General features: G+C 62.2%; 24 protein-coding genes. 12 read left to right on the top strand and 12 right to left on the bottom strand.

Annotated features, from left to right (window positions below):
* Nucleotides 1–213 carry a cysteine-rich CWC family protein gene (locus OZ911_RS23090; RefSeq protein ID WP_083283714.1) on the bottom strand — a complete coding sequence of 71 codons (213 nt, stop codon included), beginning with the start codon at nt 211–213 and terminating at the stop codon, nt 1–3.
* Nucleotides 206–1687, bottom strand: coding sequence for a sensor domain-containing diguanylate cyclase (locus tag OZ911_RS23085; protein ID WP_016488847.1), 1482 nt, complete (start codon nt 1685–1687; stop codon nt 206–208). Before OZ911_RS23085 ends, OZ911_RS23090 begins: the two co-directional genes overlap by 8 nt.
* Before the next feature lie 212 nt (nt 1688–1899).
* On the opposite strand from OZ911_RS23085, the gene OZ911_RS23080 reads away from it, so the two are divergent.
* Complete coding sequence (locus OZ911_RS23080) at nt 1900–2349, top strand: hypothetical protein (RefSeq protein WP_016488846.1); 450 nt, start codon at nt 1900–1902, stop codon at nt 2347–2349.
* 30 nt (nt 2350–2379) lie between these two features.
* Here OZ911_RS23080 and dspII read toward each other — a convergent pair whose 3' ends face one another.
* A complete protein-coding gene (gene dspII / locus OZ911_RS23075) occupies nt 2380–3486 on the bottom strand; it encodes an enoyl-CoA hydratase/isomerase DspII (RefSeq protein WP_070086522.1) in 1107 nt (368 codons plus the stop codon).
* 125 nt (nt 3487–3611) lie between these two features.
* Between dspII and ung the strand changes: the two genes are divergently transcribed.
* A complete protein-coding gene (gene ung / locus OZ911_RS23070; RefSeq protein ID WP_016488844.1) occupies nt 3612–4304 on the top strand; it encodes a uracil-DNA glycosylase in 693 nt (230 codons plus the stop codon).
* 25 nt (nt 4305–4329) lie between these two features.
* On the opposite strand, the gene OZ911_RS23065 is transcribed toward ung, so the two are convergent.
* From OZ911_RS23065 to OZ911_RS23040, 6 genes are all read right to left on the bottom strand, one after another.
* On the bottom strand, nt 4330–6012 hold the full coding sequence (locus OZ911_RS23065) for a bifunctional metallophosphatase/5'-nucleotidase (protein ID WP_023048307.1): 1683 nt from the start codon (nt 6010–6012) through the stop codon (nt 4330–4332).
* 122 nt (nt 6013–6134) lie between these two features.
* Complete coding sequence (locus OZ911_RS23060) at nt 6135–7160, bottom strand: AbrB family protein (RefSeq protein ID WP_023048306.1); 1026 nt, start codon at nt 7158–7160, stop codon at nt 6135–6137.
* Nucleotides 7153–8667 (bottom strand): tripartite tricarboxylate transporter permease, encoded by a 1515-nt coding sequence (locus OZ911_RS23055; RefSeq protein WP_016488841.1) that lies wholly within the window; start codon nt 8665–8667, stop codon nt 7153–7155. Before OZ911_RS23055 ends, OZ911_RS23060 begins: the two co-directional genes overlap by 8 nt.
* A gap of 3 nt (nt 8668–8670) precedes the next feature.
* Nucleotides 8671–9129, bottom strand: a complete 459-nt coding sequence (locus OZ911_RS23050; RefSeq protein WP_016488840.1) for a tripartite tricarboxylate transporter TctB family protein — start codon at nt 9127–9129, stop codon at nt 8671–8673.
* 199 nt (nt 9130–9328) lie between these two features.
* On the bottom strand, nt 9329–10309 hold the full coding sequence (locus OZ911_RS23045; protein ID WP_070086523.1) for a Bug family tripartite tricarboxylate transporter substrate binding protein: 981 nt from the start codon (nt 10307–10309) through the stop codon (nt 9329–9331).
* 46 nt (nt 10310–10355) lie between these two features.
* The gene (locus OZ911_RS23040; protein WP_016488838.1) at nt 10356–11645 is read right to left on the bottom strand and encodes an OprD family porin; all 1290 of its coding nucleotides are present in this window, start codon (nt 11643–11645) and stop codon (nt 10356–10358) included.
* Between the two features lie 200 nt (nt 11646–11845).
* On the opposite strand from OZ911_RS23040, the gene tctD reads away from it, so the two are divergent.
* Both tctD and tctE read left to right on the top strand, forming a co-directional pair.
* Complete coding sequence (gene tctD, locus OZ911_RS23035; protein WP_016488837.1) at nt 11846–12517, top strand: two-component system response regulator TctD; 672 nt, start codon at nt 11846–11848, stop codon at nt 12515–12517.
* Nucleotides 12510–13889, top strand: coding sequence for a two-component system sensor histidine kinase TctE (tctE, locus tag OZ911_RS23030; RefSeq protein WP_070086524.1), 1380 nt, complete (start codon nt 12510–12512; stop codon nt 13887–13889). The genes tctD and tctE overlap by 8 nt, the downstream gene beginning before the upstream one ends.
* Before the next feature lie 126 nt (nt 13890–14015).
* Here the strand turns inward: tctE and OZ911_RS23025 are convergent, their stop codons facing one another.
* Both OZ911_RS23025 and ygfZ read right to left on the bottom strand, forming a co-directional pair.
* A complete protein-coding gene (locus tag OZ911_RS23025; protein WP_016488835.1) occupies nt 14016–14822 on the bottom strand; it encodes an HDOD domain-containing protein in 807 nt (268 codons plus the stop codon).
* A 55-nt stretch (nt 14823–14877) separates the two neighbouring features.
* Complete coding sequence (gene ygfZ, locus OZ911_RS23020; protein WP_016488834.1) at nt 14878–15819, bottom strand: CAF17-like 4Fe-4S cluster assembly/insertion protein YgfZ; 942 nt, start codon at nt 15817–15819, stop codon at nt 14878–14880.
* A gap of 134 nt (nt 15820–15953) precedes the next feature.
* Here ygfZ and OZ911_RS23015 point away from each other — a divergent pair, with 134 nt between their 5' ends.
* Nucleotides 15954–16208: an FAD assembly factor SdhE gene (locus tag OZ911_RS23015; protein WP_016498168.1), complete on the top strand. Its 255-nt coding sequence runs from the start codon at nt 15954–15956 to the stop codon at nt 16206–16208.
* On the top strand, nt 16192–16656 hold the full coding sequence (locus tag OZ911_RS23010) for a protein YgfX (RefSeq protein ID WP_023047118.1): 465 nt from the start codon (nt 16192–16194) through the stop codon (nt 16654–16656). Before OZ911_RS23015 ends, OZ911_RS23010 begins: the two co-directional genes overlap by 17 nt.
* A gap of 82 nt (nt 16657–16738) precedes the next feature.
* Here OZ911_RS23010 and nadB read toward each other — a convergent pair whose 3' ends face one another.
* On the bottom strand, nt 16739–18343 hold the full coding sequence (nadB, locus tag OZ911_RS23005) for an L-aspartate oxidase (protein WP_023047119.1): 1605 nt from the start codon (nt 18341–18343) through the stop codon (nt 16739–16741).
* 445 nt (nt 18344–18788) lie between these two features.
* On the opposite strand from nadB, the gene rpoE reads away from it, so the two are divergent.
* From rpoE to lepB, 6 genes are all read left to right on the top strand, one after another.
* Nucleotides 18789–19370 (top strand): RNA polymerase sigma factor RpoE/AlgU, encoded by a 582-nt coding sequence (gene rpoE, locus OZ911_RS23000; protein ID WP_003252049.1) that lies wholly within the window; start codon nt 18789–18791, stop codon nt 19368–19370.
* Nucleotides 19371–19401: 31 nt separating this feature from the next.
* Nucleotides 19402–19998, top strand: coding sequence for a sigma-E factor negative regulatory protein (locus OZ911_RS22995; protein ID WP_016488830.1), 597 nt, complete (start codon nt 19402–19404; stop codon nt 19996–19998).
* Nucleotides 19999–20006: 8 nt separating this feature from the next.
* Nucleotides 20007–20972, top strand: coding sequence for a MucB/RseB family sigma factor regulatory protein (locus OZ911_RS22990; protein ID WP_023047120.1), 966 nt, complete (start codon nt 20007–20009; stop codon nt 20970–20972).
* A 209-nt stretch (nt 20973–21181) separates the two neighbouring features.
* Nucleotides 21182–22588: a DegQ family serine endoprotease gene (locus tag OZ911_RS22985; protein WP_371262331.1), complete on the top strand. Its 1407-nt coding sequence runs from the start codon at nt 21182–21184 to the stop codon at nt 22586–22588.
* A 182-nt stretch (nt 22589–22770) separates the two neighbouring features.
* Nucleotides 22771–24570 carry a translation elongation factor 4 gene (gene lepA / locus OZ911_RS22980; RefSeq protein ID WP_024717450.1) on the top strand — a complete coding sequence of 600 codons (1800 nt, stop codon included), beginning with the start codon at nt 22771–22773 and terminating at the stop codon, nt 24568–24570.
* 5 nt (nt 24571–24575) lie between these two features.
* On the top strand, nt 24576–25430 hold the full coding sequence (gene lepB, locus OZ911_RS22975) for a signal peptidase I (RefSeq protein WP_016488826.1): 855 nt from the start codon (nt 24576–24578) through the stop codon (nt 25428–25430).
* The last annotated feature ends 93 nt before the right edge of the window (nt 25431–25523 follow it).

The raw sequence follows: 25523 nt of genomic DNA, 5'->3' as shown, positions 1-25523 counted from the left end.
TCAGTGGGGACTAGTGGAGCGCAGTTGTGCCTCAACGGCGGCGCAGCGCGGGCACAGGCAGGCTTTGTCCCGCAACTCGGCGGGCAGGGCCTGCAGCACGGCCGGATCGATACTTACGCTATAGCACCAGCAAGCCTGGGTGGCCCGACGCGGGTCGGCCAGGCTGCATTGGTTCAGGGCTCCGCAAGCGGGGCAGTGTTGGCTGTCATTCATGGCGGGTTTCACTGCAGACGCGGTTGCGGCCGGCCTGCTTGGCACGATAAAGCGCACGATCGGCGCGGGTCAGCAGGGCGTGCAGGGTATCCCCTGGCTGCAGGCTGCTCAGGCCGATGCTGATAGTCAGGCGCAGCGGCTGTTCTTCGTAGCTGAAGGTCAACTGTTCGGCACGGCGGCGGATCTTTTCCGCCACCTCGATGGCCTGTCGGCCTTCGGCTTCACGCAGCAGCACGATGAATTCCTCACCGCCCCAGCGGCACAGTATATCTGACTGGCGCAGGCTGCCTTGCAGTACATTGGCGAATTGGCGCAGCACTTCGTCGCCTGCCAGGTGGCCATGGGTGTCGTTCAGCGCCTTGAAGTGGTCCAGGTCGATCAGCAATGCCACCAGCGGCCCACTGTCGCGCTGGGCTTCGTGCAGGGCTTGGGCGGCGAGCAGGTCGAAGCTGCGCCGGTTGGGCAGGCCGGTGAGGCTGTCGAGGGTAGCCAGGGCTTCGGTGCTGGCCTGGTGACGGCGGACCATGGCATGCACCAGCGCCAGGACCACCAGCGTAATCATCGCGCAGATGGCCAGGTTCAGGTACAGAGAGTGGCGGATGCGGTCGAGGGCGCCGGTTTCGCGCTTGTCCACCAACAGGTACCAGTCCAGTTCGGGCAGGTGGCGCACATTCAGGAAGTGGCTGTGGTTGTCGCTGTCGCGGTATTCGTGGCTGCCTTCACCGGGCACCAACTGCTCGGCCAGTACGTCGTTCAGTTCGGGGTTGTCGCTGAGCGGCTGGCCGACCCGCAGACCATGCGGGCCACCTTCCGAGCCGGTCATCAACACCCTGCCCTTGGCGTCGGTGAACACCACCGAACGCTGGTAGCGGCGTTGATACTGGTCGATCAGCTTGACTACCGACGATACGCTCAGCCCGACGCCGGCGGCACCGATGAAGCGGTGCTGGTAGTCGTGCACCTGGTAGTTGATGAAGACCGCCAGGCTGTCCTGGTTGGCCATGTCCAGATCGACGTTGATCTCATAGGGGGCTTTGAGGTCACGCAGGCGGAAATACCAGGCATCTCGCCAGGTGCCTGGTTCGACGTGCTTCAGCACGCCTTTGGCCTGGTAATAAGTGAGGGTGCGGTCAGACACGAAAAAGGATGTGGAAGTGTCCTGCTTGCCCATGACTTCGCCAAGGTAGCGCGTCATGCGCTCGGTATCCTGCTCGCCGGACAGCACCCAGTCGCGCAGGAAGGTGTCCTGGGCCATCATCGAGGCGATCAGCACCGGACGGATAAGGTCCTTCTGGATTTCCGAGTAGACCGTGTCGGAAGTCAGCGGCAGTTCGGTATTGATGATGCCGTCGCGAATGGCGCTGCGCGAGGCGAAGTAGCTGAGCAGTGAAGTGGCGAGGAAGCCGCAGGCCAGTAGCACCAGCAGGGTAAAGATCAGCGAGCGCTGCGAAAACAGAGCGGAACGTAACGGCATGATCTTCCCGTGATGTGTGCCAGGGCGCCCATTCTAGTGAGATGGCCGGCAAATGACTGCAAGTTTTTTGGGGTTATCGCACCTGTATCAAATTATTGCATAAACGGCACTGCACCTCGGCTTCGCGGTCTTATTCAGTGTCGATGAACGCGTTATGCATCGATGCTCGCCAGCGCCGCTGTTCGGGCACTCCAGCGGTCCAGGAGGCCGCCATGTACTCTCGAATCCTGTTGATCGCCCTCTTGGGGCTGATGACTTCTGCCTGCGCCCCGTACTACGAGAGCGGGGGCTATTATCGCTCGGATTACTACTCTACCGACCGCTACGTGTCGCCAGGGTACTACCGCTATGACCGTTACTACGTGGCGCCGCAACCGCGCTATTACTACCAGCCGGCACCGCGTTATTACTATCGGTCGGCGCCCGCGCCGCAATACCGGCCGTATCCGCAGCCGGGTGTGAACCAGTGGCACGGCAACCCGCGCTATGACTATGGCAACCGCAATCGGCAGGACTACAGGCAGGATCGGGACCGGCATGATTATCGTGATGGCAGCCAGCGCTACCAGCACGGCGACTGGCACTCCAATGGGCAGGGTAATGATGGCGGACGCCGGGATGGCCGACCTGGGCAAGGGCGAGGCGGAAACTGGCAGCGTTAGTTGAATGAACGCTGCCCCAGATCCTTGAAGTCAACTCAGATCCGCCAATGGATGCCGCCCCTCCCACGCCTTGGAAAAATGCGCCTCGACCACCGCCGCCGGTACCTGAGCCACATCCGGCCAGTGCCAGCGGGGGTGGTTGTCCTTGTCCAGCAAGCGGGCTCGCACGCCTTCGCTGAATTCCGGGTGGCGGCAGCAATTCAGGCTCATGCAGTATTCCATCTGGAACACTTGCGCCAAAGACAGGTGCTGCGCCCGGCGAATCTGTTCCCACACCAGGTGCGCGGTCAGCGGGCAGCCGTCGTGCAGCCGCTGGCCTGCTTCTGCAAGCAGTGGGTCGTCATGGTGCTTGAGCCCCTCCAACGCCCGCCAGGCCGCTGCAGCATCGGCCACATCCAGCAACGCATCGATCACCTGCCGCCGTGGCAGCCACTGGGCTTCGGGCAGCTCGGCGCAGGCGCGGTGCTGTTCGGCCTTGAGCAGGCTGTTCAATTGCAGGGCGGTCTGCTCCTGCCAGTTCAGTTGCAGCAGCTCTTCGATCAGTGCCTCTTGCTGGTGCTCCCCAAAAAAGCGGTCCGCCAGGCCCAGATCGAGGGCGTCGCGTGCATTGATCGGCGCTCCGGTCAGCCCCAGAAACAAGCCCAGCTTGCCCGGCAGCCGGGCGAGGAACCAACTGGCACCCACGTCGGGGTACAGGCCGATACTGATTTCCGGCATCGCCAACCGGCTACTGGGTGTGACAATGCGTACATTGGCGCCCTGCAGCAGCCCCATGCCGCCGCCCAGCACATGCCCATGGCCCCAGCACAGCAGCGGCTTGGGGTAGGTGTGCAGGGTGTAATCCAGGCGGTATTCGGCGGCGAAGAACGTGGCGGCCAAGGGCGGCACGCTGCCGGGGTGCTCACGGCAAGCCTGCACCAGTGCCCGCACATCGCCCCCGGAGCAGAATGCTTTGCTGCCGTTACCGCGCAGCAGCACGCAGACGACCCCAGGGTCGCGCGCCCAGTCATGCAGTTGTTCGCCCAGCACCTCGATCATGGGCAGGTTCAAGGCATTGAGCGCCTTGGGCGCATCCAGGGTTGCGATGCCGATGCGGGCGCCGTCGGCGCCGGTGAGTACCTCACAATGAATGGCCATGGACTACCTCGCTCAGTCATCGCACAAGTATGGCCTGCCTGCCCGAACATGCCGGTCGTCGGTCGGATCGTTTGACAAGCGGGATGGGCTTACCTAGTGTCGCGCCATTGTTTACGGATGCCCCCATGACTGACGACGATCGCATCAAACTCGAACCCAGCTGGAAAGCCGCACTGCGCGCTGAATTCGACCAGCCCTACATGCATCAACTGCGCGAGTTCCTGCGCAGCGAGCGGGCCGCCGGGAAGGAAATCTACCCGCCAGGGCCGCTGATCTTCAATGCGCTCAACTCGACACCGCTGGATCAGGTGAAGGTGGTCATACTCGGCCAGGACCCCTATCACGGGCCGGGCCAGGCGCACGGCCTGTGTTTCTCGGTGCAGCCGGGCGTGGCCACGCCGCCGTCGCTGGTCAATATCTACAAGGAATTGCAGCGCGACCTGAACATCCCGATCGCCAGCCACGGCTACCTGCAGAGCTGGGCCGAGCAGGGCGTCCTGCTGCTCAACACCACCATGACTGTGGAGCGTGCCAATGCCGCGTCGCATGCCAAGAAGGGTTGGGAGTTGTTTACCGATCGGGTGATCCAGGTGGTCAGCGAGCAGTGCCCGAACGTGGTGTTCCTGTTGTGGGGGGCGCATGCGCAAAGCAAGCAGAAGCTGATCGACGGGACCAAGCACCTGGTGCTGAAGTCGGTGCATCCGTCGCCGTTGTCCGCTTACCGCGGGTTTCTGGGGTGTGGGCATTTCAGCCGGGCCAACAGCTTCCTGGAGCAGCGGGGGCTTGTGCCCATTGACTGGGCACTGCCCCCGTTGTGAAAAACCCAGTGGGGTACGTGATTGCTCAGGGGGTCATGCTGATACGTGGCTCGCCGCTTTGGCCAATTGCAACACCCCGCGCATGGTTCTGGCGCACATACGCAACCAAGGCCTCCACGTCGGAGATGCCAGCGTCCTGACGTTGCCTTCCTTCCTTGAGCGTGGTCAAACCACCGCCACCATCGGCCAGGAACAGATTGCTGACCACCCGGTAATAGGTCGATGGTTCAACGCGTTTACCGTCGAGACGTACACTTTCCTCGACAACCCGGCTGCCAGCCGGCCGTGATCCATCCCATTCATAATGGAAACCTTTGGATACTTGCAGTGGATTGAAATTGCCCCTGTTCCATTGAAGGTTGAGCAGTTCAATGATCTGCTTGCCTGTCAGCTCCTGAACCACCAGTGGGTTATCGAACGGTTGTACGGCGAATAACTGTTCGTAGGTCAGGTCACTGTTGGCAGGCTGTATAAGATCACTTCGCAACCCACCCAGATTGAGGAAGGCAATCTGTGTCTGAAATGCCTGGGTCATGGCCAGTTGGGCATCCGTGACGAAGTTCCCCAAGGTGGTTTCACCGGCGGCATTTACTTTGCGGTTAAGCTCTGCTGTGGCGATGCGGCCTATGGGTTCGAGCAATTTTTCCCCGGAGCGGTGACGCACTTCTTCCAGCAAGCTGGTCAACTTGGCATTCGGCACGTAAGCCTGCGGATCTACCGGAAGATTGCGGGCGGTGATGGTTTTGACGTTATGGGTTCCTGGCGTTACCTCCAACTTCAACTGGGTCATGAAGTGGCCGTATTTGCCAGCCTGGGTAATGCTCAGGTCACCGACCTTGCATTGATAGCTGGCATGCGAATGGCCGCTGATCACGGCATCTACTGCGGGATCCAGCCGTTTCGCCACGTTTACGATTGCGCCATCCAGCTGGCTGCAATCCTGCTTGTCGAACGGCTCGGAGGTATGTCCCCCCTGGTGCATGACTGCAATGATTGCATTGACGCCTTTGGCTTTCAGCTCCGGAATCACTTCATTGATGGCGTGCGCTTCATCCGTGGCTTTGAGCCCTGTGAATGCTCTCGCCGAAACCACTTTTTCCATGTTCCGCGGCACTGCACCGACAAACGCTATCTTGACGCCTTTTACCTCCTGGATATGGTAGGCCGGCAGCAAGCGTTTGCCCGTCGTGGTATCGATCAGGTTGGAGGCTATGTAAGGGAAGCCACTTCCTGGAAAGGTGCCGCGGAACTTGCACGCCTTTTCCGGGCGCGTTGATTCGCATCCTCCGTGAATCTGGCGGAGGAACTCCGCCTTGCCGGCATCCAGTTCGTGGTTCCCGGATGAGCTGACAATCATGCCCATCGAGTTCAGGGCCTCAAGCACTGGCTCGTCAGCCCAGAGCGCTGAAGTTGCGGGGCTGCCCCCTATCAGGTCGCCCGCCCCAATGAACAGCAGTTCGGGGTCTTGCTTTCGCAGTTCATCGAGCATGGCGCCGAGTGTGGCAATGCCGCCATAAGTCAGGCGGGTAACGCCCTGCGCGCTGGGGTAGTCTTGAGGGTTGGGTTCCATGTAACCATGAAGATCATTGATGGCGACCACGTTGATCTGGACGGGTGCAGGTGACTCTGCGGCAAGACTGCCTCCACTGAAGGCAAGGCAAGCCCAGGCAATGGCCGAGCGACAGTTGCAAGAAAGACGGACCTTCATCATTACCTCTTGAGTGCCGGGAAGTGTGTGGGTTTGCCGCCGATGAGGGCAGCAAACCGACTCTATTCACCCAGGCACTGGGCAAGTGGTAACTATCTATTTTCAGGGGGCTTGCAGCGCGATTACCTGTTATCCCACAAGCGGAAAAGCGGTTCTGCGAGAAACAACACCAAGATCAACCGCATCACCTGCAGCGCCGTCACCAGCGGCACTGACAATTGCAACGTTTCGGCCGTGAGGCTCATTTCGGCGATACCTCCAGGCATCATGCCCAGGGTAAGCGAACGAAGGTCCAGCGCTGTCATCTCACTCAACACCCACGCGGCACTGCCGGCAATGGCCATGCACAGTGCCGTGGCCAGCAGCGTGCGGGCCAGAAACGACGGGGCCCGGCGGAAGAATGCGCGGTTGAAGTGACAGGCCAGGCCGCTGCCGATCAGCCACTGGCCGATCTGGCTGGCGCCATTGGGCAGGGCGATCTGCAGGTTACCGGCCAGGCTGACGGTGGCCGCCACCAGTAATGGCCCGAACAGCCAGGGGTTGGGTTGGCGCAACCGTTGCCAGAGGAATGCTACGGCGATGCCGAGCGGAGTGATCACCCCCAGCCAGCCCCAGCTGACGCTACCGGCGTGATTGAGCGGCACCCCGTCACCCAGCAGAAACTTGAACAGCGCGGGCACGCACAGCACCACCGCCAGTACCCGCAGGCTCTGCGCCGCCGCCACCTGGCTGAGCACTGCACCGTTACGGGCCCCCAGGTTGACCATCTCACCCGAGCCTCCAGGCATGCTGGCGAAGAATGCCGTGGCGCGGTCTTCACCGGTGCGCCGTAGCAGCCACACGCTGATTACGCTGGACAGGGTGGTGAACAGGGCGCCGAAGAGGATCAGCGCAAAATGGCTGCCCACCTGTTCGATCACCGCTGGCGTAAAGTGCAGGCCAATGCCGATGCCGATGATGCACTGCCCGCATTTGCGGCCGTTGGGAATCTCCGGCAGTTGCCAAGGTGTCAGGCAGCGCACCAGTATGATCGCCAGCAGCGAACCCACCATCCATGGCAAAGGCCAGCCGACCTTGCTGGCGAGGTAACCGCCAGCAAGGCCGACCAGCCCGGTTGCGACAAACAGCGGCAACGGTCGATCAGGCATCGGCCAGGGCCCGACGCTGCAGGCTGCGTTTGCGCCAGATGCGCAGCAGCGGCAGGGTAAGCATCAACACCACCAGCGCCCATACGCCCATGCTGATCGGGCTCGACCAGAGGATGCCCAGTTCACCGTTGGAGATCGACAGTGCGCGGCGCAGGTTCTGCTCCATCAGCCCGCCCAGGATGAAGCCGAGCAGGATCGGCGACAGCGGGAAGTCCAGCTTGCGCAGGATGTAACCCATGATGCCGATGCCGACCATCAGGAACAGGTCGAAGGTGGTGGCATGCACGGCGTATACGCCGATGGCCGTGATGATGGCGATCACCGGCACCAGCGCCCAGTTCGGCACGGCGAGGATACGGGTGAAGATGCGGATCATCGGAATGTTGAGGATCACCAGCATGATGTTGGCGATGAACAGCGAAGCGATCAGGCCCCAGACAATGTCCGGCTGCTGTTCGAACAGCATTGGGCCGGGGGTGATGTTGTACAGGGTCAGGGCGCCGATCATCACTGCGGTAGTGCCAGAGCCAGGTACCCCCAGGGTCAGCATCGGGACCAGCGCGCCACAGCAGGACGCGCCGATGGCGGTTTCCGGGGCTGCCAGGCCACGGGCATCGCCCTTGCCGAACTTGCCGCTTTCCCCAGCCAGGCGTTTCTCGGTCATGTAGGCCACGGCGCTCGCCAGCGTTGCACCGGCGCCAGGCAGAACGCCCATGATGAAACCGAGCAGGCCGCAGCGGATGTTGACCACAAATACCGAAGCCGCTTCCTTGAAGTTGAACAGCATGCGCCCGGTCGCTTTTACCGCCTGGTGACCATGGTGGGTCTTTTCCAGCAGCAACAGGATTTCACTGATGGAGAACAGGCCCAGCACCAGCACCACGAACTGGATACCGTCGGCCAGGTGCACGCTGTCACCGGTGAAGCGGTAAACGCCGCTGTTGGCATCGATGCCCACGGCCGACAGGAACAGGCCGATCAGGGCGGCAATGAAGGTTTTCAACGGTTTGTCACCCGCCATGCCGCCCAGGGCGACAATGGCGAACACCATCAGTACGAAGTATTCCGCCGGCCCGAAGGCGATGGCCCATTTCGCCAGCAGCGGGGCGAACAGCACCATGCCGCAGGTGGCGATGAAGGCGCCGATGAACGAGCTCCAGGCCGACAGCGACAGGGCAACGCCTGCCAGGCCTTGGCGAGCCATCGGGTAGCCGTCCAGGGTGGTCATCACGGTCGAGGCTTCGCCCGGGATGTTCAGCAGGATCGAGCTGATACGTCCGCCGTATTCGCAGCCCAGGTACACCGCGGCCAGCAGGATCAGCGCCGACTCTGGCGGCAGGCCCAGGGCGAAGGCGATGGGGATCAGCAGGGCCACGCCGTTGATCGGGCCCAGGCCCGGCAGCAGGCCGACCACAGTGCCGATCAGGGTGCCGGAGAGGGCGGTGACCAGGTTGTAAGGGGACAGGGCAACGCCGAAGCCCTGGCCCAGGTAGCTCAAGGTATCCATGTGTCAGTTCTCCAGTACGCTGAGCAGGCCAAGGGGCAGGGGCACGTCCATCACGCGGTCGAACAGCCAGTAGAGAAGCAGGCTCATGCCGGCTACCACGATGGCGCTCTGCAGCCAGCGGCCGCCATACAACCGGGCCATGGGCAGGCCGACCAGGATGGCGCTGAGGATGAAGCCCAGGGCTTCGAAGGTGGCCGCGAAGACGATCAGCAGGCCTACGCAGGCGGTGATCTTGGTCAGGGTTTCGCGGTCCAGTTCCGGTTCGTCGTCCTTGCGCACAATGGGCGTGGGGCGGAACACCAGGTACAAGAGGCCCAGGCTCATGAGGCCAAGCATCAGCAGTGGGTAGGCGCGCGGGCCTACCGGTTCATAGGAAAACGCCGCCTGGTAGGGCCAGGCCATCACGGCCAGGGCGGCGCACACCGCCAGCAGGGCCAGGGCGAAGATGCGTTGCAGGATCATTGGGGAATCCTCGTTGGGATTGCTCAAGTGAGATGCAAGTCCTGTAGGAGCGGCCTTGTGTCGCGATGGGCCGCACAGCGGCCCCTGGCACAGCCGATACGATGCTTCGGGCACATCGCATCGGCAGGTTTAGCGGCCGCTTCGCGCCCGATCGCGACACAAGGCCGCTCCCACAGGGGTGGTGGTGAATCCGACAGGCTTACTGGATCAGGCCAAATTCCCTGGCCAGTGCCTTGTAGTCGGCCACTTGCTTCTTCACGTAGCCGTCCAGCTCTTCGCCGGTCATGGCGAACGGGAACAGCTCGCGCTGGTCACGCAGCTTGGCGAAGTCTTCCGAAGCCAGCATCTTGTCGAACGAAGCCTTCCACCAGGCATAGTCCTCGTCGCTCACCTTTGGCCCAAGGTAGAAGCCGCGCACTACCGGCCAGACGATGTCGTAGCCTTGCTCCTTGGCGGTGGGGATGTCTTTCATCTCGGGCTCGTCCAGGCGGTTTTGCGAAAACACTGCAAGGATGCGCATGTTGCCGCTCTGAATGTGCGGCATGGAGTCGGAAATGTCGGTAGAGCCGACCTGGATGTGACCGCCCAGCAGCGCCGTGGCAATTTCGCCACCGCCTTCCAGGGCCACGTAGCGCAGGTCACGCGGGTTGATGCCGGCAGCCTTGGCGATCAAGGCAGTCTGCATCCAGTCCTGGCTGCCGACGGTGCCGCCAGAGCCGATCACCACCTTGCTCGGGTCTTTTTTCAATGCCGCGACCAGGTCGTCGAGGGTCTTGTAGGGCGAGTCGCTTTTCACGGCGATGGCGCCGTAGCTGGTGCCGACAGCCGCCAGCCACTTCACTGCGTTTTCGTCGAAGCGGCCGAACTTGCCTTGGGCCAGGTTCAGTAGTGAGCCGCTCGACCAGGCCACCAGGGTACCGGCATCGGCCGGGCGTTGGGCGACCACGGCGTTGTAGGCCACCGCGCCAACACCGCCGGGCATGTAGGTGACGCGCATGGGTTTGCTGAGGATCTTTTCCTGCACCAGGGCGCTTTGCACCAGCTTGCAGGTCAGGTCGAAGCCACCGCCCGGCGAGGCGGGGGCGATGCATTCAGGGCGTTTCGGTTCGGCGGCCAGAGCGTTGCCGGCCAACAGCAGGCAGCCGGTAGCGAGAACGAGGCGGCGCAGTGAAAAGGTCATCGTCTATCTCCGTGAGCGTTGTTGTTATTGGATTACCGCTATGGGGTTACCACAGCGCCACGCTGTAGCTGACCAACAGCCTCACTTCGTCCGCGTCGCGGGCGAAGTTGGAGCGGAAGGTGGCGTTGCGCAGGCGCACGGCGACGTTCTTCAACGGGCCGCTTTGTACCACGTACTTCAGTTCGGTGTTGCGTTCCCACTCTTTGCCTTCACCACCGGTCGCGCGGCTGACATTGTCACCGCTGATGTAGCGGGTCATGAAGGTCAGGCCGGGTACGCCGAGCGCGGCAAAGTTGTAGTCGTAACGCGCCTGCCAGGAACGCTCGTCGGCACCGGCGAAGTCGTTGATCTGGACGAAGTTGACCAGGTATGGGTCGGCGCCATCGACATACGGGAAGGCGCTGTCGCCCGACAGCTGCTGCCAGGCAGCGCTGACCTTGTGCCCGCCCAGGGCGTAGCTGAGCATGCCGTTGATGGTGGTGTTGTCGATGTTGCCGGCCTTGGCGGCGCCAGCATCGTCGCTCACCGCCAGGCGCAGGTCGGCACCGAAGGTGCCCGGGCCCCAGGGTTGGGTGGCGACCATGCCGATAAAGTGCTGGCGGTAGATATCGTCGAGCTGGGCGAAGTGGTAGCTGCCGGTGATGCGGTCGGTGAACTGGTAGTCCAGGCCGCCCAGGGTCAGGTTGTCGGCGCTGAAGGTGCCACCGAAGCGGCCATTCTTGTTGTTCAGCGCCAGGTCTTCCCAGTTGGTGTCGTTGCGGTCCTTGGCCTTGTCCAGGCGCCCGCCGGTGAAGGTCAGGCCCTTGATTTCCCTGGACGTGAGCAGGCCGCCTTCGAAGGTTTGCGGCAGGATGCGCCCGTCGTTGGGCTGCAGAGTCGGCAGTTCAGGGATCAGGGTGCCGATTTTCAGCTCGGTCTGGGAGAGCTTTACTTTGCCGGTCAGGCCCAGTTTGGAGTATTCGTCGGCGGCCTTGCCGTCATCGTGGGTCGGCAGCAGGCCGGTATCGGTGCGGTCGGGGCTGGAGTCGAGCTTGACGCCGAGCATGCCCAATGCGTCCAGGCCAAAGCCTACGGTGCCATCGGTATAGCCGGACTCAAAATTGAGGATGAAGCCCTGGGCCCACTCGTCGCGCTTGGATTGTTGCGCGCTGGTACCGTCGCGAAAGTCGCGGTTGAAGTACATGTTGCGGGTTTCGAAGGTGGCCGTGCTGTCTTCGAAGAAGGCGGCCTGGCTCATCGGGGCGACACCGGCAAGCGCGAGGGCGCTGGCGATGGCTGAGGGGCGTGCGGCAAAGGAACGGGTAGGCGTGAACGCCTGCGGCTGCGATGACAGCATCGTCGATGACTCCGTTTATTGTTCTTATTTGTTGCACCTTGCTGGTGCTTTTTTCGGCGCGAGGAGCGACCGTGGTGCGATGCTAGGCAACGAACCTTTCGCTAACCTTTCAGTGAGAAAGGTTTGTTACAAGGGGCTTCACAGGCCTGAGGACAGCGGTACACTCCGCGCCACCGCCCCACCCGAGCAGGGAGAAACCGATGCGTGTGCTGCTGGTCGAAGACCACCTGCAACTGGCCGAAAGCGTGGCCCAGGCCTTGAAAAGCCACGGCCTGACCGTGGATGTGCTGCATGACGGCGTGGCTGCCGACCTGGCTCTGGCCAGTGAGGAGTACGCCGTGGTTGTGCTGGATGTCGGCTTGCCGCGCATGGATGGCTTCGAGGTGCTGGCGCGCCTGCGTGGCCGTGGCAAGACCGTGCCGGTGCTGATGCTGACGGCACGCAGTGACGTCAAGGACCGGGTCCATGGCCTTAACCTGGGCGCCGACGACTACCTGGCCAAACCGTTCGAGTTGACCGAGCTGGAAGCACGGGTCAAGGCCCTGCTGCGCCGCAGTGTGCTCGGTGGCGAGCGTCAGCAACGCTGCGGGCCGCTGGTTTACGACCTGGATACCCGGCGCTTCACCCTCGGTGACGACAACCTGACCCTGACCTCGCGTGAGCAAAGCGTGCTGGAAGCGCTGATCGCCCGCCCGGGCCGGGTGATGAGCAAGGAGCAGTTGGCGGCGCAGGTGTTTGGCCTGGACGAAGAGGCCAGCCCCGACGCCATCGAGATCTACATCCACCGCTTGCGCAAGAAGCTCGACGGCCACCCGGTGGCCATCGTCACCTTCCGCGGCCTGGGCTACCTGCTAGAGCACCGCGATGCGTGACAACGGCAGCCTGCGCGGGCGCTTGCTGGGTAATCTGGCGCTGCTGCTGGTAGTGCTGATGCTGGCCAGCGGCCTGAGCGCTTACTGGAATGGCCGCGAGGCCGCCGACACTGCCTACGACCGCACCCTGCTGGCCTCGGCGCGGACCATCGCCGCCGGCCTGTCGCAGCGTGACGGTTCGCTGAGCGCGGATGTGCCCTACGTGGCGCTGGACACCTTCGCCTACGACAGTGCCGGGCGTATCTACTACCAGGTACTAGACATCAAGCAGCGGCTGATTTCCGGCTATGAGAACCTGCCGCCGCCGCCGCCAGGCACCCCACGCACCGATGACTACCCGGCCCTGGCACGGTTCTACAACGCCACCTACCTTGGCCAGGATGTACGGGTGGTCAGCCTGCTGAAGGCAGTGAGCGAGCCCAACATGAACGGCATGGCGGAGATCCGCGTAGCCGAAACCGAGGAAGCGCGGGTGCGCATGGCCCGTGGGCTGATGGCCGATACCCTGCTGCGTTTGGGCATGCTGGCGCTGGGCGCGCTGGTGATGGTGTGGTTTGCCGTGAGCGCGGCGTTGCGGCCGCTGGAGCGCCTGCGCACGGCGGTGGAGGAGCGCCAACCGGATGATTTGCGGGCCTTGCCGGTGGTGCAGGTGCAGCGCGAGCTGAGCCCGTTGGTGCGAGCCTTGAACCACTTTACCGAGCGCTTGCGCGGCCAGTTCGAGCGCCAGGCGCAGTTCATCGCCGACGCCGCCCATGAACTGCGTACGCCGCTGGCAGCTCTGAAGGCGCGGGTCGAGTTGGGGTTGCGCTCGTCCGAGCCGCAGGAGTGGCGGCAGACCTTGGAATCTGCCGCCCAGGGCACCGACAAGCTGACCCACCTCGCCAACCAGCTGTTGTCATTGGCGCGGGTCGAGAACGGTGCACGGGCAATTGCCGAAGGCGGTGCGCATCGCCTGGACCTGAGCCAACTGGCCCGTGAGCTGGGTATGGCCATGGCGCCCCTGGCGCACAAGCGCGGGGTGGCGCTGGCCCTGGAGGCCGAGGCCCCCGTATGGCTCAAGGGTGAACCGACGCTGCTCAACGAGCTGTTGAGCAACCTGGTGGACAATGCCCTGGCGCATACGCCGGCGGGGGGCAATGTGATTTTGCGGGTGGTGGCGCCAGCTGTGCTGGAGGTAGAGGATGATGGGCCAGGTATTCCCGAGGCTGAGCGCGAGCGGGTGTTCGAGCGGTTTTACCGGCGCAGTGCGCAGGGTAGCGGGCTTGGCCTGGCGATTGTCGGCGAGATCTGCCGGGCGCATCTGGCGCAGGTGAGCCTGCATGATGGCGAGAAGGGCGGGTTGCGGGTACGAGTGAGTTTCATCGCCGATTGATGTGTTGATTCCGCTGGCCCTATCGCCGGCAAGCCAGCTCCCACAGGACACCGCATGCCTTGAGGTCAAGGCAGTCGAAGTGGGAGCTGGCTTGCCGGCGATAGGGCCCGGGCAGGCTGACACAGCTCAGCGCAACATACTGCGCGCCTCAAGCAGTTCATCCACTTCCAGCTCGGTACCAAAAGGCAACCTCAGGTGGCGGTACGCGGGCAGTGCCGCCAACGGACGTTGACGACCACGCTGGCTGATACAGCGGGCGATCTGCACGATGTCGATGTAGTCGACCTTGTCGGTCTGCCGGTCCAGGTCCTGAACCTGGCTCGGCAAATTGATCAACTGCTCCGGAAACTCCCAGGCCTTGAGAATCTTGTCCCCCAGTACCGGCTGGATCTGCTCGATCACGTAATGCAGGCAAACCGGGTCGGACAACAGCTCGTTGTGCTCTTCGGCATAGATCAGCACTGGCAGCGCACCGATCTGGTTGACCAGCCCGCCCAAGGTGGCCTGTTCAGGCTTGAGCTGGGTATAGCGGCGACAAATTTCGTAGCTGATGCCTGCCACTTCCAGGCTGTTGGTCCAGATCTCGCGAAGCTTCTGTTCAACCGCCGGTGAGCGTGCATGGAAAATCTGCTCGATCACCAAACCAATGGCCAGGTTGCAGCTGTAGTTGATGCCCAGTCGCGTGATGGCGGTATGCAGGTCGGTCACCTCGACCGCCGCACGCAGCAGTGGGCTGTTGACTACCTTGATCAGGCGCGCTGAAAGGGCCGCATCCCGACCAATCACCTTGCTCAGGGCCGCTACGCTGATCTCGCTGTCTTCCGCTGCTTCGCGGATGCTCAAGGCAACCTCGGGCAGGGTTGGCAGGACCAGGTCATCCTTTTCGATGGCATCGAGCAACTGTGCTTGAACCATCTCGGCCAGCTTGTTCATTGACGTGTCTACCGCAGTGGTGGTGCGGCCCCGCCACGGGGGCGGGGCAGGCTGGTCAGCGCTGGATTTCCCGGTCGCGGTCCAGTTCGTAAGGCAGGGTCAGCACCTGCAGGCGTGGGCCTTCGAGGCTGCCCAGGTGCAGGTTGTCGTCTTCCACCGCGTCGGCGCTGAGCACCGCGAGCAGTTCGCAGCCAGCACCGTTGCCGGCGGCAATGACTACTTCACCGACCGCCGAGCCGTGGGTGGGCGAGAAGATCGCGGCACCCGGGGCCGGGATGGCCTGCTGGTCCAGTGCCAGTCGGTACTGGCGGCGCTTGAGCTTGCCCAGGTACTGCATGCGGGCGACGATTTCCTGACCGGTGTAGCAGCCTTTCTTGAAGCTGACGCCGTCGACGGCCTGCAGGTTGATCATCTGCGGGATGAACAGCTCACGGGTCGGTCCCATGACCTGGCCGATACCGGCACGAATCTGGCCTAGCAGCCATTCGTTGAGGCTGCCTTCAGGCAGGGCGCTGGCGAGGGCCTGGCGTACCGTGTCGGCATTGTCCGCCGGTACCCACAACTCCACACGTCCTGCGGACACGGCAATGGCGATCAGGCCTTCATGGCGCACGGTACTGCCGGCGTTTGCAGGCACGTCGAGCCCAAGCGCCTGTAGCGCAGCGTCACCGCCTTGCAGCCCGAAGCGTGCCCAGGCGGCGCTTTCGTCGGTCAGCGTGGCCTTGGAGAACACAGCGTACTTTTTCAGGTCGGCCAGTTGCGCCTCTAGCAGTTCGCTGGCCATGGCCAGCAGGTAACCGTTGCCTTCGGGCAAGATGCGAAAGCTCGACTGCATGCGCCCCTTGACCATGCAGCGGGCGCCGAGGCTGGAATGTTCCTGGCTGAGGTAGGTGATGTTGCAGGTCAGCTGGCCTTGCAGGAACTTGCCTGCATCGGAGCCGCGGACGGCGAGGATGCCCTCGTGGGACAGGGGGCAGAAGAAAGCGGAATCGGCCATGGGTCATCGCGGTGGCTTAAAGACTGGCGGCCATCATAGAACGCCGGTAACAAAATAGGTAGGTGACTAGACCAACGCCCGGTGTCGCCATGCTCGCCTGCCTGTATACTGGCGGGCCATTCGAGGAGGGCCCCATGGTCGAACAAACTGAACTCAACCGGCTTTTCTGGCATAGCCGCCGCGGCATGCTGGAACTGGACGTACTGCTGGTGCCTTTCACCCAGGAAGTCTACTCCACCCTCAACGAGACCGATCGCGAACTGTACGTGCGTCTGTTGAGCTGCGAGGACCAGGACATGTTCGGCTGGTTCATGGAGCGCACCGAGTCCGAAGACCCGGAGCTGCAACGCATGGTCCGCATCATCCTGGACCGTGTCCAGCCCAAGTGAGTGCTTCGAGTGCCGCTGGCAAGGCTCGCGCCTGCTGCTAGCGGCCTACCTGGGTTGCCAGGTGCTGGCGTGGCTTGCCGTGTGGGCGAGCCCGTTGCCTGATTGGCTTTCCTTTTCTGTTGTCGCCGCCTGTATCGCCCACGCTGGCTGGGCCATTCCCCGACGAATCCTGTTAACCCATGAGCATGCCGTTGTTGGGTTGCGCCGTGATGTGCGCGGCTGGCAGGTGTTCTGCCGTGCCCGTGGCTGGCAACCGGTGCGGTTGTGCCGGGACAGCGTGGCGTTGCCGCGGCTGGTGGTGTTGCGCTTTGAGCGGGCGGGGCGATGGATGGAGCAGAGCCAGTGCATACCGCAGGATGCGCTGGGGGTGGATGAGCATCGGCGCTTGCGGGTGCGGTTGAAGTTCAGCCGACGCAGGTGGGCTGAGGTGGGGGCTAGTCGGGGCTGACAGGTGTTCGCCGTAGCAGGTTCAGCGTGTGTGAGATCGAGCGCCGCGCGGGCGGCGCTCGATCTCACACACGCTGCACATTTCAGAGTGGGCTGAGGATGGTGTCCTTGGCCTCGTCCAGCATCCCCGGGTAATCCAGTGTGTAATGCAACCCACGGCTTTCCTTGCGCTGCATGGCTGACAGAATCATCAATTCGGCCACCTGCGCCAGGTTGCGCAGTTCGATCAGGTCGCGGCTGACCTTGTAGTTGCTGTAGAACTCGTCGATTTCGTCCAGCAGCAGGCGAATGCGGTGTTGGGCCCGCTGCAGGCGCTTGCTGGTGCGCACAATACCCACGTAGTCCCACATGAACCGCCGCAGCTCATCCCAGTTGTGCGCGATGATCACATCCTCGTCCGAGTCGGTGACCTGGCTGGCATCCCACCCTGGCAGGGCCTTGGGCATTGTCACGTGTTCAAGGTGCGCCTGGATGTCGGCAGCGGCGGCGCGGCCATAGACAAAGCATTCCAGCAGCGAGTTGCTGGCCATACGGTTGGCGCCGTGCAGGCCGGTGAAGCTGGTTTCGCCGATGGCGTACAACCCTGGCACGTCTGTGTGACCGCGGTCGTCGACCATCACCCCGCCGCAGGTGTAGTGCGCCGCCGGTACGACCGGGATCGGCTGGCGGGTGATATCGATGCCAAAGGCCAGGCAGCGTTCGTACACGGTGGGGAAGTGGCCCATGATGAAATCGGCCGGCTTGTGGGTAATGTCCAGGTACACGCAGTCCACGCCCAGGCGTTTCATCTCGTGGTCGATGGCGCGGGCCACGATGTCGCGCGGGGCAAGCTCTTCGCGCGGGTCGAAGCGTGGCATGAAGCGCTCGCCATTGGGCAGGCGCAGCAGCGCACCTTCACCGCGCAGGGCTTCGGTAATCAGGAAGCTTTTGGCCTGTGGGTGATACAGGCAGGTCGGATGAAACTGGTTGAATTCCAGGTTCGCCACCCGGCAGCCCGCACGCCAGGCCATGGCGATGCCATCACCACAGGCGCCATCGGGGTTGCTGGTGTACAGGTAGACCTTTGCTGCACCGCCGGTGGCCAGTACGGTGAAGCGCGCGCCGAAGGTGTCCACCTCACCGGTGTTGCGGTCGAGCACGTAGGCGCCCAGGCAGCGCTCGCCCGGCAGGCCCAGGCGACGTTCGGTGATCAGGTCGACCGCCACGCGCTGCTCCAGCAACTGGATGTTCGGGCGCCGGCGGGCCTGTTCCAGCAGCGTGGTGAAAATGGCTGCGCCAGTGGCGTCGGCGGCGTGGATGATACGCCGATGGCTATGGCCGCCCTCGCGGGTGAGGTGGAACTCGAAGCCTCCGTCGTCAACGCTGGAGTGCTCGTCGCGGGTAAAGGGCACACCTTGCTCGATCAGCCACTGGATCGCTTCGCGGCTGTGTTCGACGGTGAAACGCACCGCCTCTTCATGGCACAGACCGCCGCCGGCATTGAGGGTGTCCTCGACATGCGACTGCACGGTATCGGTGTTGTCCAGTACTGCCGCGACCCCGCCCTGGGCCCAGAAGGTCGAGCCGTTGGCCAGGTCGCCCTTGCTGAGGACGGCAACACGCAGGTGGCTGGGGAGGTTCAGTGCCAGGCTGAGACCGGCGGCACCGCTGCCGATCACCAGGACATCATGTTGGAATTGTTGGCTCATGTCGGGACACTAGTAATCTTTAGAGGGGGCGCGGCACAATAGTCACGCGCAGATGGCATTGTGAAACTATCGTTAAACTTGGCCAGGTTGCCTTTATAGCAGCCCGAGGTGGCCAATTTCCATGCCACTTGGCCACTTACCGAGGCGCGCGGCAACCTTTGTGGGAACTTTCCGACATGGCCGGAAATCCTATGAAGGTTGCCCGCACGTCACAATTTGTCGAGGCGACGTGGGGCGGCAAGGCCTGTTCGGGTTGTCCCTGCGTATTCGAAACCTGATTATCGACGTAGCCGGCCGTGCCCGCGCCGCGTCTTCCGTGCAAGCCGACCAAGGGCTGCAGGAAACTTGCTTGGAGGGGAGAACTTTTGCGAAAAGCCCGAGTCTATGGTTGCAAGCCTGATCGATGGCTGTTGCAACGCTCCTTCGAGTTCACTGAGGAGTGTTCATGCTAACCCAGGAAGAGGATCAGCAGCTTGTCGAGCGCGTTCAGCGTGGTGACAGGCGAGCTTTCGATCTGTTGGTGCTGAAGTATCAGCACAAGATTCTCGGGTTGATCGTGCGGTTCGTTCACGATACCCACGAGGCCCAGGATGTCGCACAGGAAGCCTTTATCAAGGCCTATCGTGCGCTTGGCAATTTCCGCGGTGACAGTGCGTTTTATACCTGGCTGTACCGCATCGCCATCAACACGGCGAAGAACTACCTGGTGTCCCGTGGAAGACGGCCACCAGACAGTGATGTGAGCTCTGAGGATGCGGAGTTTTACGACGGCGATCATGGCCTCAAGGATCTCGAGTCCCCAGAGCGCTCGTTGTTGCGGGATGAAATCGAAGGCACTGTCCATCGCACCATCCAGCAACTGCCCGAAGACCTGCGTACGGCATTGACCCTGCGCGAGTTTGACGGGCTGAGTTACGAAGACATTGCCAGTGTCATGCAATGTCCGGTGGGTACCGTGCGCTCTCGAATCTTCCGCGCTCGGGAGGCCATAGACAAAGCCCTGCAGCCGTTGTTGCAGGAAACCTGAGACAGCGGCGACAGCCAAGAGAGGAACCGCCATGAGTCGTGAAGCTTTGCAGGAATCGCTGTCCGCGGTAATGGATAACGAAGCGGACGAACTGGAACTGCGTCGGGTGCTGAGCGCCGTAGACGATGCTGAAACCCGTGCCACCTGGTCGCGTTACCAGGTAGCCCGTGCAGCCATGCACAAGGAGCTGCTGCTGCCCAACCTGGATATCGCCTCGGCGGTGTCTGCGGCGCTGGCTGACGAAGCCGTACCGGCCAAGGTCAACAAGGGGCCATGGCGCAGCGTCGCTCGTCTGGCGGTTGCCGCCTCGGTCACCGTTGCGGTGCTGGCAGGCGTGCGGATGTACAACCAGGATGAAATCACCGGCGCCGAGCTGGCTGCGCAGCAGCCTGCGCAACAAGGCCTGAGCATGCCACAAACTCAGGGCCCTGCTGTTTTGGCAGGCTATAGTGAAAGCAGTGAGCAACCGACCGGGCCGATGGCTAACGGCGTGCTGCAAAACCAGGCCGGCTGGGATCAGCGTCTGCCGGGCTATCTGCGCCAGCATGCACAGGAGTCCGCGCTCAAGGGTACTGAAACTGCCCTGCCGTATGCCCGTGCCGCCAGCATGGAAAACCCCGCTAAATAAGGAGGATCATGCGCGCGCTACCTCTTCTGTCGCTGCTGATTGGCAGCTGCATGACGGTGCCGGTATTGGCAGCCAACTCATCGCCCGAGGCGAACGAGTGGCTGAACAAGCTGGCACTGGCCGAGAAAAAGCAAAGTTACCAGGGCTCGTTCGTCTACGAACGCAACGGTAGCTTCTCTTCCCACGATATCTGGCACAGGGTCCAGGACGGCAAAGTCAGCGAGCGGTTGCTACAGCTTGATGGCGCCGCCCAGGAAATACTGCGCGTGGATGGCAAGGTGCAGTGTGTCAGTGGGGCCTTGGTCAGCGGAGTGACCGCCCCTACGGACACTGCGCAGCGTGTGCTTGATCCGCTGAAACTGATGGGCTGGTACGATTTGAGCGTTGCAGGCAAGTCACGGGTCGCCGGGCGCGATGCCGTGATCTTGACCCTCACTCCTCGCGACCAGCACCGCTATGCCTTCGAATTGCATCTGGACCGCGCCACAGGCCTGCCACTGCGTTCGTTGATGCTCAACGACAAAGGGCAGTTGCTGGAGCGCTTCCAGATGACGCGCCTCGATACCGACGAACCGCCTGTCGACGATGACCTGCGCCCCAGTGCTTCATGCAAGCCGGTGCAGCGTGTTGCCTCTGTCAGCAACGACAGCGTCGCTGGCTGGCGCTCGGACTGGCTCCCGCCAGGGTTCGAGCTTGTCAACAGCTCGGTACGGCGTGATCCCAAACATGACAGCACGGTCAGTAGCCTGATGTACGACGATGGGTTGGCGCGCTTCTCGGTGTTCCTTGAACCCGTGAAGGACGATACCGGGACCGATGTGCGTACCCAGCTTGGCCCGACCTCGGCGGTTTCGCGACGGCTTAACACCCCCAAAGGCAAGGTGATGGTCACCGTAGTTGGCGAAATTCCGCTGGGTACGGCAGAACGCGTCGCGTTGTCGATGCGGCCCCAGGATGCCCAGGCGCGCCAGTAATGGCGCGCTTTTGAGGGCCATGCCAAGGCGAACGGATATGCGCCTGAAATGAAATTAAAGCATTGTCATTTGCAATCTACTGGCAAATTTTCTATAGGTCAGGCTTCTAGGGGCCTGGCCTTTCCTGCATTGTGCAGGGGCCTTTCTAAACTACCGCTCGTTGTGACGGGAGCCGTATGTCTACACCACGCTTGAAATCCTACCTATCGATGTTCGCCGCTGTGCTCATGCTCGGCCAGGTGCTCACCGCCCAGGCCGAGGAAGCCTTGCCGGACTTCACCACGCTGGTCGAGCAGGCCTCGCCGGCCGTGGTCAACATCAGTACCAAGCAGAAGCTGCCAGATCGTCGTATCGCCGCGGGGCAGATGCCGGACCTGGAAGGCCTGCCGCCGATGTTCCGCGAGTTCTTTGAGCGCAACATGCCGCAGCAGCCGCGTTCGCCGCGTGGCGACCGCCAGCGCGAGGCGCAATCGCTGGGTTCGGGCTTCATCATTTCCAGCGATGGTTACGTGCTGACCAACAACCACGTGGTGGCCGACGCCGACGAAATCATCGTCCGCCTGTCGGACCGCAGCGAGCTGCAGGCCAAGCTGGTCGGCACCGACCCGCGCACCGACGTGGCCCTGCTGAAAGTCGAAGGCAAGAACCTGCCGATCGTGAAGCTGGGTGATTCCGAGAAGCTCAAGGTGGGCGAGTGGGTGCTGGCCATTGGTTCGCCGTTCGGCTTCGACCATTCGGTGACCAAAGGTATCGTCAGTGCCAAGGGCCGTACGCTGCCTAATGAGACCTACGTCCCGTTCATCCAGACCGACGTCGCCATCAACCCGGGTAACTCGGGCGGCCCGCTGTTCAACATGAAGGGCGAAGTGGTGGGTATCAACTCGCAGATCTTCACCCGTTCTGGCGGCTTCATGGGCCTGTCGTTCGCCATCCCGATCGATGTGGCGCTCGATGTGTCCAATCAGCTGAAGAAAGATGGCAAGGTCAGCCGCGGCTGGCTGGGTGTGGTGATTCAAGAGGTCAACAAGGACCTGGCTGAATCCTTCGGCCTGGATAAACCAGCGGGTGCGCTGGTGGCCCAAGTGCTGGAAAACGGCCCGGCAGCCAAAGGTGGCCTGCAGGTGGGTGACGTGATCCTGAGCATGAACGGTCAGCCGATCGTCATGTCGGCCGACTTGCCACACCTGGTCGGTAGCCTCAAGGACGGTGAAAAGGCCAAGCTGGAGATCATCCGCAACGGCAAGCGCCAGACCCTGGACGTCGGTGTGGGCGCCATGCCGGATGACGATGCCGACATCGGTACCGGTGCCGGCGCCGAAGGCAGCGCCGAGCGCAGCAGCAACCGTCTGGGCGTATCGGTGGCTGACCTGACCGCCGAGCAGAAAAAGTCCCTCGAACTCAAGGGCGGCGTGGTTATCAAGGAAGTGCAGGATGGCCCTGCAGCGATGATCGGCCTGCGCCCGGGTGACGTCATCAGCCACCTGAACAACCAGGCCATCGGTTCGGCCAAGGAATTCACCGAAATCGCCAAGGAACTGCCGAAGAACCGCTCGGTGTCCATGCGCGTGCTGCGTCAGGGGCGTGCCAGCTTCATCACCTTCAAGCTCGCTGAATAAGCGGATTTGCAGGCAGGAAAGGGCAGCTACGGCTGCCCTTTTTCATGAAAATTCACAATTGCAGACGCCAAAGCGCTGCACAGCCCGATAGAGGAATCTCCCATATCCCTGCTGCTTGAGGTACAATTCCCGGCTATTTTTCGGCGGGCGTCCCGGCTCGCAGCCTTTTCGAGTGTTGACCCGTGAGTGATTTGAGTCATATCCGCAATTTCTCCATCATCGCCCACATCGACCATGGCAAGTCGACGCTGGCCGACCGTTTCATCCAGATGTGCGGTGGCCTGTCGGCACGCGAAATGGAAGCCCAGGTGCTTGATTCCATGGACCTGGAGCGCGAACGCGGGATTACCATCAAAGCCCACAGCGTGACGCTTCACTACAAGGCGCAAGACGGCAAGACCTACCAGCTGAACTTCATCGACACCCCCGGCCACGTCGACTTCACCTACGAAGTCTCGCGCTCGCTGGCAGCCTGTGAAGGCGCACTGCTGGTGGTTGACGCCGGCCAGGGTGTTGAAGCCCAGTCCGTGGCCAACTGCTACACCGCCATCGAGCAGGGCCTGGAAGTCATGCCAGTGCTGAACAAGATGGACCTGCCCCAGGCCGACCCGGACCGCGTCAAGGACGAGATCGAGAAGATCATCGGCATCGACGCCACCGACGCCGTGGCTTGCAGCGCCAAGAGCGGCATGGGCGTGGACGAGGTTCTCGAGCGCCTGGTGCACACCATCCCCGCGCCCGAAGGCGAGATCGACGCACCTTTGCAGGCGTTGATCATCGACTCCTGGTTCGACAACTACCTGGGCGTGGTCTCGCTGGTGCGGGTGCGCCAGGGCCGCGTCAAGAAAGGCGACAAGATTTTGGTCAAGTCCACCGGCAAGGTGCACCTGGTCGACAGCGTGGGGGTGTTCACTCCAAAACACACCCAGACCGCTGATCTGAAAGCCGGCGAAGTAGGCTTCATCATCGCCAGCATCAAAGACATTCACGGTGCGCCGGTGGGTGACACCCTGACCTTGTCCTCGACCCCCGAGGTCGAAGTGCTGGCGGGCTTCAAGAAAATCCAGCCGCAGGTTTACGCCGGCCTGTTCCCGGTCAGCTCTGACGACTTCGAAGACTTCCGCGACGCATTGCAGAAGCTCACCCTCAACGACTCGTCGCTGCAGTACATGCCGGAAAGCTCCGACGCCCTGGGCTTCGGCTTCCGTTGCGGTTTCCTCGGCATGCTGCACATGGAGATCATCCAGGAGCGCCTTGAGCGCGAATACGACCTGGACCTGATCACCACAGCACCGAGCGTGATCTATGAGCTCGAGCTCAAGACCGGTGAAACCATCATCGTCGATAACCCGTCAAAGCTGCCGGACGTCTCGTCAGTGACCGACTTCCGCGAGCCGATCGTCACCGCGACCATTCTGGTGCCGCAGGAGCACCTGGGTAACGTCATCACCCTGTGCATCGAGAAGCGTGGCGTGCAGCGCGACATGCAGTTCCTCGGCAGCCAGGTGCAGGTGCGTTACGACATGCCGATGAACGAAGTGGTCCTGGACTTCTTCGACCGTCTCAAGTCCACCAGCCGCGGCTATGCTTCGCTGGATTATCATTTTGATCGCTACCAGTCGGCCAACCTGGTCAAACTGGACGTACTGATCAATGGCGACAAGGTCGATGCCCTGGCATTGATCGTGCACCGCGACAACGCGGCCTACAAAGGCCGTGCGTTGACCGAGAAGATGAAGGAACTGATCCCTCGGCAGATGTTCGATGTGGCGATCCAGGCAGCCATTGGCGGCCAGATCATCGCGCGGACAACCGTCAAGGCGCTCAGAAAGAACGTACTGGCCAAGTGCTACGGTGGTGACGTCAGCCGTAAGAAGAAACTGCTGGAGAAGCAGAAGGCCGGTAAGAAACGCATGAAACAGGTCGGCAACGTGGAAATTCCACAGGAAGCCTTCCTCGCCGTGCTCAGGTTGGATAGCTAGGTCCTATGTCGCTAAATTTCCCGCTGTTGCTAGTCATCGCCGTCTTCGTCTGCGGTCTGCTGGGCTTGATCGACCTGCTGTTCCTGGCCCCGCGCCGGCGTGCGGCAATCGCCAACTATCAGGGCAGCGTCAGCCAGCCCGAGATGGCCGTTGTCGAGCGCCTGAACAAGGAGCCGTTGCTGGTCGAGTACGGCAAATCGTTCTTTCCGGTGCTGTTCATCGTGCTGGTGCTGCGTTCATTCCTGGTCGAGCCGTTCCAGATTCCTTCGGGGTCGATGAAACCGACCCTGGAAGTGGGCGACTTCATCCTGGTGAACAAGTTCTCGTACGGTATTCGCCTGCCGGTGATCGACAAGAAGGTCATCGAGGTAGGTGACCCGCAACGCGGTGATGTAATGGTGTTCCGCTATCCGAGCGACCCGAACGTCAACTACATCAAGCGAGTGGTCGGCCTGCCGGGCGACCAGATCCGCTACACCAACGACAAGCGGTTGTTCGTCAACGGCCAGCCGATTGCCGAACAACTGGTGGGTACCGAACCGGGCACCTTGGGCAGCGCCGAGCTGTACAAGGAAAAACTCGGCGCGGCCGAACACCTGATCCGCAAGGAAATGAGCCGTTATCGCATGCCGCCGGACCAGCAGTGGACCGTGCCGGCAGGCCATTACTTCATGATGGGCGACAACCGCGACAACTCCAACGACAGCCGTTACTGGGATGACCCGAACATCCCCAAGGAACTGCACGGCATGGTTCCGGACCGGAACATCGTCGGCAAGGCCTTCGCGGTGTGGATGAGCTGGCCAGAGCCCAAGCTCAGCCACCTGCCCAACCTGTCGCGGGTCGGCCTGATCCATTGATACCCTTCGGCGCTGTCCAGCAGACAGCGCCGAATGCATTTCTGACATAGGCTGTGTTCTCAGGGATCGGGAGATTCGTCGCAAACGGCGGCG

The sequence above is a fragment of the Pseudomonas fortuita genome (genome assembly GCF_026898135.2).
In the GTDB taxonomy this organism is placed as follows: domain Bacteria; phylum Pseudomonadota; class Gammaproteobacteria; order Pseudomonadales; family Pseudomonadaceae; genus Aquipseudomonas; species Aquipseudomonas fortuita.
The sequence above is the reverse complement of the archived record's forward strand: the minus strand, read 5'-3'. Positions and strand labels throughout refer to the sequence as shown.